Source organism: Micromonospora sp. WMMD1219 (genome assembly GCF_049315215.1).
GTDB classification, from domain to species: Bacteria; Actinomycetota; Actinomycetes; order Mycobacteriales; family Micromonosporaceae; genus Micromonospora; species Micromonospora tulbaghiae.
Map to the genome: position 1 here is coordinate 1946299 of NZ_CP186057.1, position 13657 is coordinate 1959955.

10 protein-coding genes are annotated in these 13657 nt (G+C 72.2%); 3 read left to right on the forward strand and 7 right to left on the reverse strand.

Annotation, left to right across the window (positions count from 1 at the left end; all coding sequences use genetic code 11):
* Window positions 1–2: 2 nt before the first annotated feature.
* Window positions 3–413 (reverse strand): RidA family protein, encoded by a 411-nt coding sequence (locus tag ACN27C_RS09395; RefSeq protein ID WP_120572634.1) that lies wholly within the window; start codon window positions 411–413, stop codon window positions 3–5.
* Window positions 414–491: 78 nt separating this feature from the next.
* On the opposite strand from ACN27C_RS09395, the gene ACN27C_RS09400 reads away from it, so the two are divergent.
* Window positions 492–869: a winged helix-turn-helix transcriptional regulator gene (locus ACN27C_RS09400; protein WP_120572635.1), complete on the forward strand. Its 378-nt coding sequence runs from the start codon at window positions 492–494 to the stop codon at window positions 867–869.
* A 41-nt stretch (window positions 870–910) separates the two neighbouring features.
* Here ACN27C_RS09400 and ACN27C_RS09405 read toward each other — a convergent pair whose 3' ends face one another.
* The 4 genes from ACN27C_RS09405 to ACN27C_RS09420 all read right to left on the reverse strand — a co-directional run bounded on the left by ACN27C_RS09405 (window position 911) and on the right by ACN27C_RS09420 (window position 3914).
* Window positions 911–1627, reverse strand: coding sequence for an excalibur calcium-binding domain-containing protein (locus ACN27C_RS09405; protein ID WP_422750948.1), 717 nt, complete (start codon window positions 1625–1627; stop codon window positions 911–913).
* Between the two features lie 175 nt (window positions 1628–1802).
* The gene (locus tag ACN27C_RS09410) at window positions 1803–2846 is read right to left on the reverse strand and encodes a P1 family peptidase (protein ID WP_422750949.1); all 1044 of its coding nucleotides are present in this window, start codon (window positions 2844–2846) and stop codon (window positions 1803–1805) included.
* On the reverse strand, window positions 2843–3190 hold the full coding sequence (locus ACN27C_RS09415) for a DUF1330 domain-containing protein (RefSeq protein WP_422750950.1): 348 nt from the start codon (window positions 3188–3190) through the stop codon (window positions 2843–2845). Before ACN27C_RS09415 ends, ACN27C_RS09410 begins: the two co-directional genes overlap by 4 nt.
* An 82-nt stretch (window positions 3191–3272) precedes the next feature.
* Window positions 3273–3914, reverse strand: coding sequence for a class I SAM-dependent DNA methyltransferase (locus ACN27C_RS09420; protein WP_422750951.1), 642 nt, complete (start codon window positions 3912–3914; stop codon window positions 3273–3275).
* A 131-nt stretch (window positions 3915–4045) separates the two neighbouring features.
* Between ACN27C_RS09420 and ACN27C_RS09425 the strand changes: the two genes are divergently transcribed.
* A complete protein-coding gene (locus ACN27C_RS09425; RefSeq protein ID WP_422750952.1) occupies window positions 4046–7549 on the forward strand; it encodes an NACHT domain-containing protein in 3504 nt (1167 codons plus the stop codon).
* Window positions 7550–7590: 41 nt separating this feature from the next.
* On the forward strand, window positions 7591–8511 hold the full coding sequence (locus ACN27C_RS09430) for an alpha/beta fold hydrolase (protein ID WP_121684372.1): 921 nt from the start codon (window positions 7591–7593) through the stop codon (window positions 8509–8511).
* Here ACN27C_RS09430 and fxsT read toward each other — a convergent pair.
* Together fxsT and ACN27C_RS09440 are read right to left on the reverse strand one after the other, a co-directional pair.
* Complete coding sequence (gene fxsT, locus ACN27C_RS09435) at window positions 8489–12424, reverse strand: FxSxx-COOH system tetratricopeptide repeat protein (protein ID WP_120572640.1); 3936 nt, start codon at window positions 12422–12424, stop codon at window positions 8489–8491. The two genes, ACN27C_RS09430 and fxsT, sit on opposite strands and share 23 nt — an antisense overlap.
* Window positions 12421–13611: a TIR-like protein FxsC gene (locus ACN27C_RS09440; protein WP_422750953.1), complete on the reverse strand. Its 1191-nt coding sequence runs from the start codon at window positions 13609–13611 to the stop codon at window positions 12421–12423. Before ACN27C_RS09440 ends, fxsT begins: the two co-directional genes overlap by 4 nt.
* Between the last annotated feature and the right edge of the window lie 46 nt (window positions 13612–13657).

The window sequence follows — 13657 nt, forward strand, 5'->3', positions numbered from 1 at the left end:
GCTCAGTGCGCGATCGCGGTCGTCTCCAGTTCCACCAGCACGTCGGGCTCGAAGAGGTGGTCGACCCCGATCAGCGAGGCCGGCGGAAGCGGCCACGGCAGGCCGAGTTCCTCGGCGACCGACTCGATGCCGGCCATGAACGGCCCGATCTTCTCGGGCGTCCAGTCGGTGACGTAGAAGGTCAGCCGGACCACGTCCTCGAACGAGGCGTCCGCGCCGGCGAGCGCCCGGCCGGTGTTGCGCAGCACCTGCGCGACCTGCCCGGCCAGGTCACCGGGCGCGACGGGTGAGCCGTCGCCCAGTCGCGCGACCTGGCCGCTGACGTGGATGTGGCGCGCTCCGGTGGCGACCGCCACGTGGTGGTACGGCGTGTTCGGCTGAAGACCGTCGGGGCTGAAGCGGGTGACGGGCATCGTTTCTCCTTCGCAGGGCAACTTAGGTTTAACATTGATACCTAGTTGACGAAGGACACTTCAAGGAGACCTGGTTTCATGAGCGATACCGCGAGCCGAGGTGCCGCCGAGCTGCGCATCGACGCGCCGCACCGCGAGCTGCTCGATCAGGTGCTGGACAAGTGGTCGCTGAGCGTCCTCAACGAGCTGTGCGAACGCCCTTGCCGCTTCAACGAGCTGCGCCGCGCGATCCCGGCGGTGACGCAGAAGTCCCTGACGGCGACCCTGCGGCGACTCGAACGCAACGGCATCGTCGAACGGCACGTCGTGGCGACGCGCCCGGTCGCGGTCGAGTACCGGATCACCCCGCTGGGCAAGACCCTGCGTGCGCCGGTCGACGTCCTGCTCGAATGGGCCGACGCGCACATGGGGCAGATCGAGCGCGCCCGCAGAGCGTTCGACGACGAGCTGGAGTGACGACCGGGGCGGCACCGTACGGTCCGCCCCGGCGCCGGGTGTCACTCGCAGACCGTGCCGTCGTTGTCCCGGTCGATGTACCAGTAGTACTCGGGATCCTTGCCCTGCCGGTACGGGCCGTAGCCGTTGGCGTTCGCCTCCTTGCAGGTGCCGAAGCGCGGGTCGTTGCCGCCGCCGCCCGAACTGCCACCACCGCCCGTGCTGCCGCCACCGCCCGTGCTGCCGCCGCCGGAGTCGCCGTTGCCGCCGCCCGGCTCACATGCCTCGCCGTCGAGGTCGCGATCCAGCCCGGTCCGGTACCCCGGCTCGCCGCGCCGCAGCGGCGCCTTGCCGGCTGCGCGTACGGCGTCGCAGTTCTTGTAGTAGACGGCGGGCGCAGTGGTCTTGCGCGGGCTCGGCTTCGCCGCGGGCTTCGCGGTGGTCGGCGCCGCCGTGGCCGGTGACGGCGACGGCTCCGGCGAGGCGGTGCTGACATCGGGCGTGGGGGCCGCGGTGGTGGGCGCCGCCACGGTCGGCACCTCCTGGGCCACCGCCTTCTCCGATGCCTTGTCCGGTTCGGTGGCCGGGCCGGCGGCGATGCCGATGCCGAGCAGCCCGCCGCAGCAGGTGAGGACCGCGACGGCGCTGACGACGAGCACCTTGATCGCGGCCGGCTGTCGGCGCCACCACGACGGTCGCGGTGACGCGAACGGCATGCCGGGCTGGTACGGCGGCGGAGCCTGGCCGTGCCACTGGTTCTGGGGAGGGAGTTCGGTCACAGCGGGCAGTCTGGGGCGACGTGCCCGGCCCGGAGTGTCGCTCAGCCGACAGACCAGCCGTTACCGGTGCGATGAGCGACGAAACGGCTGGCAGCGGCCGGAGCATCGGCATCGATGCCGCGGATGATCGGATCCGGAGCCTCGCCGAACGGCCTAAGGCGAGAGGCGCAACGGATCAGGCGTACGGCCGGGCCGTGAGCCGTCCGGCCGCCGCCAGCCGCTCGACCGCCGCCCGATGGGGAACCGCGTGACTGGTACGACCGCCCACGCCGGTCGTGGTGACGGCGGTGAACAGCGAGTTGAGCAGCGCCTCCTCCACCGCGTCCAGCACGGCGGCGAACACCGGATCGATCGCGGCGTCCGGGATCGGCGGCTGAGCCGACGTGGTGAACGCGATCGCGTAGTCTCCGCTGGTGTTGCTGAAGGACGCACCCACCCGGGCCATGGCGAACACCGCCCGGCGGGCGAGCCGCCGGAGCTGTCGCGCGTCCAGCGGTACGTCGGTCGCCACCACGATCATGCACGAGTTGCCCGGCGGCTCGGTCCGGTCGGCGGCCGGGACCAGCTCGTCCACCGGTAGCGGTACGCCGAGCGCGGTGAGGACGCCGCCGAAGTTGGACTGGACCAGCGCGCCAACAGTGTGGGTGCGGCCGGCGGTCCGGACCGTGCGGGACGAGGTGCCGATGCCCGCCTTGTAGCCCAGAGCTGTGGTGCCGGCGCCGGCCCCGACGCAGCCCTCGGCGGGGAGTCCGCCGGTCGCTCCCGCGACGGCGGCCAGCACGTGGGCCTCGGTGATCGGGCGGCGGCGGATGTCCGACAGGTGCCCGTCGTTCGTCTCGCCGACCAGGGGGTTGAACGACAGCCCGTCCGGCCGGCGCTCCATCAGGTGCCCGAGCAGCGCGTCCGCCGCCCGGAACACCGACAGTGTGGCGGTCAGCACGACCGGGGATTCGAGTACGCCGAGCTCGTCCACCTGGGTCGAGCCGACGAGCTTCCCGTGGCCGTTGCCGGCGTACACCGCGGCGGGCAGCGTCCACCGTCCGGGGCCGAGCTGTTCCGGCACGATCGCGGTGACGCCGGTGTGCAGGTCGGCGCCGTCGTCGATGGTGGTGTGGCCCACCAGGACGCCGGGGACGTCGGTCATCGCGTTGTGCGGCCCGGTGGGCAGCGACCCGACGACGATCCCGAGGTCGCGGGAGCGGCGGCCGGCCTGGGTCACGCGTCTGGCAGCGACGCCCGGATCGCCTGCACGAGGCCGGTCGGGGAGTAGTTGTCGGGGACGCCCTCGACCAGGATGATGTCGCCCTCGATGTGCCGCGAGCGCAGCGGCGCGATCTCCTGGTAGGCGGGCGAGTCCCACCAGGCCCGCGCCTCGGCGGTCCCCGGGAAGCCGAGCATCACGACGGCGCCGGGCCATCTGCCCTCCTTCACCTCGTGCGGCGTGGCGTGCACGAGGAAGCGGCCGCCGTACGGAGCGAAGGTGGCCGGAAGCCGCTCGACGTACTCGGCGATGTCCCGGTGCGGGGCGGCGTCCTGGAGGTGGGCGATGACGTACGCAGGCATTGTGTCCTTCCGGCCGTCGGGCTCCGAAGGTTGATCTTCGCACGGCGGTGACCGTCCGCGCTCGCCCGGAACGGCCGGCGGGTCAACCGCCGGCCGCGACGGCCGCGACGGCGGCGTGCGGGCGGTGGGCGTCGTCGAGGCGCGTCAGGCGCTCGACCTCGGCGAACCCGGCCTGCCGCAGCCGCGCGGAGAACTCGTCCACCGGCCAGCGGTACGCGGTGGCGACCTTGTGGTCGAAGGCGCCCACCTCGTCACCGACGAAGATGCCGGCCACGAGCCGTCCACCCGGGACGATCGCGCGGCGGAACCCGGCCAGCACCGCGTCGAGATCCGGCGGCGGGAGGTGGATCAGCGAGTACCAGGCGAGGATGCCGGCGACGGAGTGGTCGGGGACGGCGAGGTCGTCCAGCGACCCGAGCCGGTAGACGCCGCCCGGATGCGTCGTCCGCGCGTGCGCGACGAACTCGGGAACCATGTCGATCCCGGTGGCGTCGACGCCCAGCGAACGGAGGTGGTCGGTGAGGTGGCCCGGTCCGCATCCGAGGTCGAGCACCGGGCCGGTCCGGACGGTCAGGTGGCGGTCGATGAGGGCGAGGTCGTCCGCGTGGACGTGGCCGGTGGTGCCGAACAGTTCGATGTAGAGCGGCGCGACCGCGCCGTACGCCTGCCGTACCCGTGCGTTGTCCACCCGTCGACCATAGCGGCCGGGGCGCCTTGGCCGCATTTACCGGGTGAATGAGATGAATGAATGGAAAAGTCGTCGCAAAGCTTCCGCCCGGTGAGGAATCGATAGCTTTCCGTCACTGAAGTTTCTATCCTTGAAGAATCCCGATCGCCAGCAGCGGAAGGGGCGGCATGCCGCGCCGTTCGAGCCTCAGCTATCGAGATGCGTTACGACTGCTGGCCCCGGGCAGCGCGCGCATCACCGAGACCGACAAGGTCGTCAGCGCGGGGATCCTGGGCGCCGGCGCCCTCTCCAAGGGCACGGCCCTCGCGCTGCTCGGCCCGAAGAACGCGCTCATGCAGCTCGTCCGGGACGCCACCGGAAACCAGGCCGGCCGCATCCGGACAACCGGCGGGAAGTCGTATTACGAACTGCTGGAGGCCAGCCACACCGTGCTGGCGCTGTCCGCGTTCTTCGACGGTTTCCGCGACGAGGTCGGGCCGGGTTTCGACCGGCTGGAACTGACCGACGAGGAGAAGGTCGGCATGGTGCCGGCCGAGCGGCGCCACCACACGCTTCCGCAGGAGATCGACGGCGGCTACTTCCCGCTGCCCTCGTCCGTGCACGGCATGGACGACACCCGCCGGGACGTCGAGGCCGCCTACGTCAAGCTGTACGACGCGACGATCGCGTTCTGCGAGGGCCTGGCCGCCTGGCCGTCGGTGCGACGCGGGCTCGACCTCACGTCGATGCGCTCCCGCGTGGTGGGCCGGGCCATGTGGCACTACGAGGACCGCTTCGACCGGCTCGCCGCTGACCTCCCCGAGTTCGGGTTCCGGATGATCCGGCAGGCGATCGAGCACAACCTGATCGACAACCGGACGCTGACCACCGAGGTCTCGGCCCGGCTGGACGCGCTGGCGCAGCTCTACCGCAACCTCGCCGAGCTGTCCGGCCCGGTGGCCGCCGACCGGCCCGACCTGCTCCGCGAATCACTGGACCGGCTCACCGGCTCGCTCGCGGCGGTGTTCCGGCAGCCGCTGCTGCGGATCAAGGACGTCGACTTCCACCTGCGGCTGCCGAATGTGGACAGCGGCTTCATCAGCCCCGACTTCCGGGCCGCCGAGTACGGCAAGCACACGTCACCGGAGCGGGAGCGCTGGTGGGATGACCAGCCGCGCCGGGGTGACCTCGTCGGGTTCCTCTCCGAGTACCTGACCGATCCGGCGAGCCTGCACCGTCCGCTGCTGCTGCTCGGCCAGCCGGGCGCCGGCAAGACGTTGCTGACCCGGGTGATCGCGGCCCGGCTGCCGGCGAGCCGGTTCACCGCGATAGTGGTGCCGCTGCGGCGGATGTCCGGGGACTCGTCGCCGACCGAGCAGATCGAGGCGGCGATCGAGCAGGTGATGGACGAGCGCATCCGCTGGGCGGACCTGCGCCGGGCCACCCAGCACACCACGGTCGTGGTGATCTTCGACGGGTTCGACGAACTCGTGCAGGTCACCGGCACGGCCCACTCGCAGTACATCGACCGGGTGGCCGAGTTCCAGGAGGCCCAGTGGGATCTGGGCTACTCGGTCATCCCGATCATCACGTCCCGGATCCTGGTGATGGACCGCGCCAGCGTGCCGCAGGGCACCGTGCTGGTCCGGCTGGAGGACCTGACCGACGCCCAGGTGACGGCCTGGCTGGCCGCCGTCAACGCGGCGAACGAGGACCGCCCCGGCTACCGCCGGCTGTCCGCCCGGGAACTGCTGTCGCACGGCGAGCTGGCCCGCCAGCCGCTGCTGCTCACGCTGCTGGCGATCTACTACAACGAGCACTGGGCCGACCGCCGTCCCGGCGTCACCATCTCCCGGTCCGACCTGTTCACCGGCCTGCTCACCGCGTTCATCAGGCGGCAGGTGAGCGAGAAGGCGCCGACCGCCCTTCCGCCCCACGAGCGGGAGGCCCGCGAGCACCAGCTCCGGCGCGACCTCGCGATCACCGCGTTCGCCATGTTCAACCGCAACCGGGAACTGGTGAACCGGGCCGCGCTCCGCCTCGACCTGGACTGCTTCGGCTCCGGGCCCGGAGACGGCTCACGGTTCGAACTCGGCGACGTGCTCGGCCCGGAACAACTGGTCACCGCCGCGTTCTTCGTGGTGTACGGCCCGGACGACGTGCAGGGCGAGGACGCACGGCGCACGTACGAGTTCCTGCACACCACGATCGGCGACTTCCTGATCGCCGAGTACGTCATCGGAGCGCTGCGGAGCCTGGCCGAGCTGCGGCGGCACACCCGCAGCCCGGCCGGCTTCGGCTACCAGCTGGACACCGGCCAGTTCCGCGCGCTGCTCTCCCACCAGCCGCTGGTGAAGCGGGAGGCGGTGGTCGGCTTCGCCCGTGAGCTCAGTTCCCGCCACCCCGAGGAGCGGGACGGGATCGTGGAGACCATCGCCGGCCTGCTGGCCGAGGCCCGGCAGCGGACCAACCTGGCCGGCGTGGACGGCTACCGGCCCGCGCCGTACGACCCGGTGCGGCTGCTCGCCGCGTACACCGCGAACCTGGTCGCGCTCGCCGCGCTGGTGTCGCCGGACGGCGTACGCCACACCGACCTGATGGACGAGGCGACCTGGGTGTCGACGGTCCGTCTGTGGCGGGCGGGACTGGACGAGAAGGGCCAGCTCGCGATGATCAGCTGGCTCGGCCGGGACGCCGACGGCCGGATCATCGCCGAGCGGCGGCGCGAAGGCCGGGGCGAGACGGTGAACGTGGCCGCCGAGGAGGCGCGGCTGCTCGGCGACATCACCACCTACGGCCAGTTGCAGGCGGGCGCGCGGACGTGGCGCGGCCAGCAGCCGGACAGCTTCGAGGCCGGCCGGTTCCACGCCGACCTCGTGTCGCTCGCCACCCGCCGCTGGCCGGTGCCGTCCCTGCACCAGCTCATCCTGTACGACGAGCGCAGCTACCGGCGACTGTGGGCGCGTGCCGTCGAGTCACCGGAGGCGGTGTCCAGCACGAGCGCCACGGTCCTGCTGGAGTGCCTCGCCGAGGACGGCGCGCAGTTGCCCCGCGAGGTGGTGTGCGGGCTGACCCGGGTGGCGCTGAGCCGCCTGCCCGACTCGCCGACCGCGCCGCCCGAGCTGATCATCTCGTGCCCGTACCTGATCGACGAGTTCCCGGAACTGGTCGACTCGCTCGGTACGACCGACGACCACGCGGTGCTGCACGCGCTGATCCTGCGGCACGGGCTCCACCGGCTGCCGCAGCGGTACGTGCCCCGGGTCCGCCGGGTGCTCGCCGACATCGAGGACCGGCTCGCGGAGCTGCCGCTGGAGGACGGCGTGGTGTCGGCCGAGATGGCCGAGCAGTTCGCCGCCGCCCGGGTCGACAACCGCACCGCGCTGTGGCTGCTGATGGCGTTGAGCGAGTACGCCGAACTGGCCTGGCCGAAGATCCCGCCGAGGACGATGCACGCCCTGCTCGCGCACCGGCTGCCGGACGAGTTCCTCGACGAGGCGAGCCTGTGCCGGCTGCTCCTGGACTACCTGCGGGCCTACGACCGGGTGCCGGCCGAGGTCTCGCTGGCGTCCGCCCTCGACACGCTGCGCGTCCTCGCCGCGTCCGACCCGTCCGCCGGCCGGTCCAACCGAACCGGTCAGGCCGGCCCGTCCGATCACACCGGCCAGATCCCGGCCGCCGAGGCGGTCTGACCACGCCACCCGTACCGCCACCACCCGTTCGGAGGCCCCGATTGGCACACTCGCCCCGGCACCGAGAGCACATCGTCCGAACGGGAAGGAGGAACCTGGCGGTCGACATCGCCGGGGCGGAACGCGGCTGGCCGGTCTTCCTGATGCACGGCACACCCGGCAGCCGCAACGGTCCACGGCCACGGTCCATCGTGCTGCACCGGCTGGGCGTACGGCTGATCTCGTACGACCGGCCGGGTTACGGCGGTTCCAGCCGGCTGCCCGGCCGCCGGGTCGCGGACGCCGCCGCGGACGTCGCGGCCATCGCTGACGACCTGGGCCTGGACGGGTTCTCTGTGGTCGGGCGCTCCGGCGGTGGCCCGCACGCCCTGGCCTGCGCCGCGCTGCTGCCGGATCGGGTCCGGCGGACCGCCGTCCTGGTCGGTCTCGCCCCGGCCGGTGCCGCCGGGCTGGACTGGTTCGGCGGCATGACCGACGCCAACGTGCGGGACTACGGCGCCGCCGAGCGCGACGTGCCGGTGCTCGCCGAGCAGTTGCGGCTGCGGGCCGAGCGGACCATGGACGACCCGGGCTCGCTGCTCGCGCTGCTGGTCGAGCAGATGACCGAGGCCGACCGCCGGGTGGTGGCCGGCGTGCCGATCCGCCGGCAGCTCACCGACGCCTACGCCGAGGCGCTGCGCCAGGGGCCGCACGGCTGGATCGACGACGTGCTCGCGCTGCGCGCCGACTGGGGCATCACGCTCACGGACATCCGGATGCCGGTCCGGCTGTGGCACGGCGCCGACGACAACTTCGCCCCGGCCAGCCACACCCGCTGGCTGGCCGAGCAGATCCCCGGCGCGCAACTGCACGTCCAGCCGCGCAGCGCGCACTTCGGCGCGGTGGAGGTGCTGCCGGAGATCCTCGCCTGGCTGGCCGACCCGCTGGAACGGACCGCTGTCAGATCGGATGCGGGTCGATGATGCGCCGCTGCAACCGGCTCTCCCGGGCGGCCTCCACGGCCGGGTGGTTCTCGCCCAGCCGGTAGGTCAGCTCACGGGTGACCGCCTCCAGCTCCGCGCGCCGGCCGCTCTCCACCCGCTCCTGCATCACCACCAGGTTCGCCCGGCAGCGCAGCGTGTTCGTGTGGTCGCGACCGAGGATCCGGACCAGCCCGTCGTGCGCACGCCGCAGCAGGCTCAGCGCCTCCACGTCCGCGGCCTCCCGGCCCTCCGGCGGGTCGGGCTGTTCGGCGATGCAGATGCCCTGGTTCATCCAGCCGGAGAGCGGGTACGGGTGCCCGCTGCCCAGCACGCCAGCGAGCGAGTCGGCGGACCGGCCGGCGAGCTGCCGGGCCTCGGCGAAGTCCCCGGCGCGGCGGGCCACCATGGCGAGGTTGACCATGCAGACCAGCGTCAGCGGGTGCGCCGGGCCGAGGTTGCGCTGGTAGATGCGGTGCACCTCGGTGAGTTCCCGGCTGGCGCGCTGGAACAGGTCGACGGTGAGCAGGTTGATCGACAGGCTCAGCCGGCAGGTGAGCGTCTCCGGGTTGTCCGGCCCGAACCGCTCGTTCAGCAGCTCGTAGGCGGCTTCGAGGAGCTTGCCCGCCTCGACCGCGTGCCCGGCCGCGCGCAACGACACCGCCAGGTTCGTCTGCGTCCGCAGGGTGATCAGGTGTTCGGCCCCGGCCGTGTGCAGCAGGTCCCGGTGGACGCTGCGCAGCCGGGTGACCGACTGCTCGAAGTCGCCCGCGTCGCGCATGTCGATGCCGACGTACGCGGAGGAGGCGAGCGTGTCCGGGTGGTTCTCCCCGAGGATCGCGCGGCGCCCGGCCAGCACCATCTCGTCGTTCTTGCGGGCCTCCCGGAAGTCGCCCATCAGGCGCTGCGTGCTGGCGAGGTTGTTGAGCGCGGCGAGGGTACGCGGGTGCTCCTCGGTGAAGTTCCGCTTCCACGCGTTGAACGTGATCTCGTCCAGGCGCAGCGCCTCGCTGTACATGCCCATGCCGCGCAGGTCGCGGGCGAGCCCGCCGGCGGTCATCAGCGTGTGCGGGTGGTCCTCGCCGAGCAGGTCCCGCTGGGCCGCCAGCACCTCCTCGTCCAGCGCCCGGGACTCGGTGAACTGCCCGAGGAAGGCGAGGATGTTGGCGAGGTTGAACTGGAGGTGCAGCAACTGCCGGCGCAGGTCGTCGCGCGCCCGCGGGTCGGTCTCCTCCGCCAGCATCTGCTCCCAGGTCTGCGCGACCTCCTGCCCGAGCCGCCGGCCGGTCTCCAGGTCGCCGCGCAACTGGAGGTAGCGGACCCGGTCGATCATCAGCGCCCGCACCTCCACCTTGCGGCTCAGCGGCGCCTTGGACGCCTCCAGGTGCGGCCAGATGACGCGGAACCGTGGCCAGCCGTCGGGGTCGTCGACCTCGCCCTCGGGCCGGGCGGCGGCGAGCACCAGGTGGACCTGCTGGCGTGCCTCGTCGAGTTCCGCCTCCGTCATCCGGGACCGGACGGCGTGCTGGAGCAGGCGGTGCATGAGCACCAGGCCGCCCCGGCCCCGCTCGCCGCCGGCCGGGTTCTCGGCCCGCAGGTCGACCCGCACCAGGGCGAGCCGGTTGGCCTGCTGCACCAGTTGCTGGCGGACCAGCCGCTCCTTGGCCTGTGGGTGGAACGGCACCAGCGCCTCGGCGAACTCGTCGCTGTAGACCAGGTCGGCGGAGATCTCCGGCGCGAACACCGAGCAGAGTTGCAGCACCCGGTACGCCGCCGGATTGCGGGTCCGCAGGTGGTTGAGCGACAGCTCCCAGGTCGCCTCCACCGAGACGTTGCTGTTCGGCTCCATCACCGCACCCGGACCGAACTTGGCGATCTCGGTGAGGTAGCTGTCGACGGAGTGGCCGGTGTCGGCGAGCCAGGCCGCGGCGGCGGTGACGGCGATCGGCAGGTCGCCGAGCAGGGCGGCGATCCGGTCGGCCTGGTCGACGCGCATGTTCGGCACGCGCTCGGTGAGGTGCTGGATGCTCTCCGCGCGCTTGAACACGTCGACCTGGACGGTGGTGGCCCGCTCGACCCACTGGAGGTTCCGGGACGTGATCAGGACGTGGCCCTTGCCGTCCGGCACGTACGGCAGCACGCCCTCGATCTCGTCCGCGTTGTCCATGATCAGCAGCCAGCGGAGGTCGGTGCGGCGCAGCGCCTGGAGCACCAGCCGGGCGTTCTCCCGGTTCGACTCTGACGACGGAACGCCCAGGTAGGGCGCGAGGTCACCGATCGCCGACTCGATGAACGGCACCTGGTCGGCGTCGATCCACCACACCATGTCGTACGCGGCGCGGTAGCGGTGCGCGTACTCCAGCGCGAGCTGGCTCTTGCCGATGCCGCCCATGCCCTGCAACGCCACCGGCCCGGTGCCGGAGAGCACCACCTTCGGGCTGCTGCGCAGCAGCGTCCGCAGCTCGCGCAGGTCCGCCTCCCGGCCGGTGAAGCGCTTGTTGCGGCCCGGCACCTCGAACACCGTGTTGTCGCGGCCGGGGAACCGGGGGCCGGTCGGCAGTTCCAGATCGGCGGGCACGCCCTCGCGGCCGACCAGGCGCAGGATCCGCGCGGCGGCGGTCCGCGCCTCCAGGCCGGCCACCGAGACGGTGTGCGCGGCGGGCACGTTCGCCAGGCGCCGCACGTCCGCGACGTAGACGACGAGCGGCACCTGGTCGGGCGAGCGGTCCGGCGCCGCGAGCACCGCCTCCTCGTTGGCGTTGGACTCGGAGACGATGATCAGCTCCCGGGCCGTCCGGGGCGCCTCGTCGTCGGTGAACCACGGGTCGGTCACCCGGACGTCGGCCGAGACCAGCAGGTGACCGATCCACTCCGCCCACACCCGGTCGTACGGGGCGTGCCGGAGCAGGATCTCGTTCTCCACCGAGTTGGAGGTACGGGTGAACCGGGCGTTGACCCGCTCGCGTACCGCGCTGCTCATCGGCGGCAGCGACTCCACCTCGCCCCGGGTGATCTCCCGGGCCAGCACCTCGTACGCGGACAGCAGCGACCCGTTGACGCCGGGCTGGTCGGCGAACGTGGCGAGCAGTTCCTCGTACGCGTAGAACGCCTGGTAGGGCACCTGCATCCGGGCCCAGTACCGGTCCCGGTCGGCCTCGCTCATCCCGCTCGGCAGGCCGCTGAAGCGTTGCCGGGCCACCGCCCGACCGGTGTCCGCCTTGACCTTCTCCGCCGGGTCGATGCGCATCGGCACGGGCAGCACCCGGATCCGCCGCGACCCGTAGCGGTGCTCGACCAGCCGAGCCACCTTGGCCGCGCCGGTGATGCCCTGCTCGCTGAGGGTGAAGCAGGTGACCAGCACGTCCGGCAGCTGGATGGTGCAGATGTCGGCGACGTCGGAGAACCCGGTGCGGCTGTCGATCAGCACGTAGTCGTAGTTGCGCTTCATGTCGGCGCGCAGCGCGTCGAAGAAGTAGCCGCCGCCCTGCCGCTCGTAGAACTCGTCCCAGTTCATCCCGGCGAGCGCGCCGGCGTAGTCGTTGTTCTGCTGGCCGGCGCCGAGGAAGTCGAGCGTCCCGTCACCGGGGAAGTTGGACCAGTTCAGCGAGAACGAGTACTTGTGCACGCGGGCGTACTGCTCGTGCCAGCGGTCGTCGCCCTTGTCCTGCTTGGTGGTGGTCGCCCACTCGTACTCCCGGATCAGGTCGATCACCCCGCCGGTGCTCTCCAGCGCGTCCCGGTCGATGAACGGCGCGAAGAAGCGCGACAGGCCGGGGGATTCCAGGTCCCAGTCGACGGCGAGCACCCGCTTGCCGTTGGCGGCGAGGATCCAGGCGACGTTCGCCAGCGCCATCGTCCGGCCGGTGCCGCCCTTGTAGGAGTAGAAGGTGACGACCTGTCCCTCGCGTCGGGTCATGTGTCCACTCCCTCGTCGGGCGGCGGGTTCTCCCAGAGCCGGGGTTTGCTGATCGGCCGTCCCGGCGGCGGGTAGGCCGGTCTCGCCTCCAGGTAGCGGCGGCGCATCCGGTCGACCAGGCCGTGGATCCCGGCCCGCCAGTCGTCGTACGTGGTGATCGCCAGCGGGCGTGCCGCGGCCGGGAAGATCGCGATGGCCCGGTCGAGCAGCACCGCCGCGTGGGAGCGGCGGCCGGGTGCCGAGTCCTCGATGATCACCACGACGCCCACCCAGCGGTGCAGCCAGGCCGCGGCCGCGCGGACGGCCTCCGCACCGTCCGGCGTCTCGACCACCCGAGGATCGATCATGAGTACGCCCGGGCAGCCCCGGAACAGCCCGGCATCGGGTACGAAGTCGCGGACGTCGATCGGCATCCGTAGCCGCTGCACCGCGTCGGTCACGTCGTCGACCACCGGCGGCCGGTCACGGAACGGGCGCCACCGGCCGGCGTGCGTGTCGGACCGTCCGTTGAGCCGGCCCGCCTCCGCCGGTTCCTCGGGCGCGATCACCACCGCCCGGAACGGCACCTCGCTGGTCGGCGACGACGGCAGGTCGGTCGGGCCGGTCGGCGGCTCGGCCGGTTGCAGCGGGGTCTGCTCGGCGGTGTCGACGATGTGCTGGGCGAGCCGGCCCAGCACCTCCTTGTAGGCGTGCTGGAACTTCTGGAGCCGGCAGAGCGCGCTCATCCCGTTCGCGGCGTACGCGTCCACGTCGGCGGCCATCGCCACCGCCCGGGCCTGGTCCGGCGCGTGCACGGCGGCGGGCGACGGGATCCACAGGACCGGCAGGATGTTGTCGCCGTCGGGCGGGCGGCCGGCCCGGATCAGCCGTTGCCGGAACCACTCCCGCTCCCGGCGTGAGTCGTCCCGGTTGAGGTAGTCCGGTGAGTACAGCGGCACGAACACCTCGGCCTCGGCCAGTGCGGTGCGTTTTCGTTCCGTCCGGTCGTCCGGCGGCCGCACCATGAAGTCGGCGAAACCCTGCCGGCGTAACCGGTCGCCGGGCCGGCCGTCGATCGCCAGGTTGAGATCGTGGTAGAAGCGGCGGACCCAGTGGTCGCCCGGGGTGCGGTCGTTGTGCGTCGGCGGGGGGACGTAGCTGAGGAAGAAGTAGGGCGGGCCCGGCAGCGCGGGCCGCTCAGAGGTCACGGCGACACGACCGTTCCACGGGAAGTGCGCCTGACCCCCAACCGCC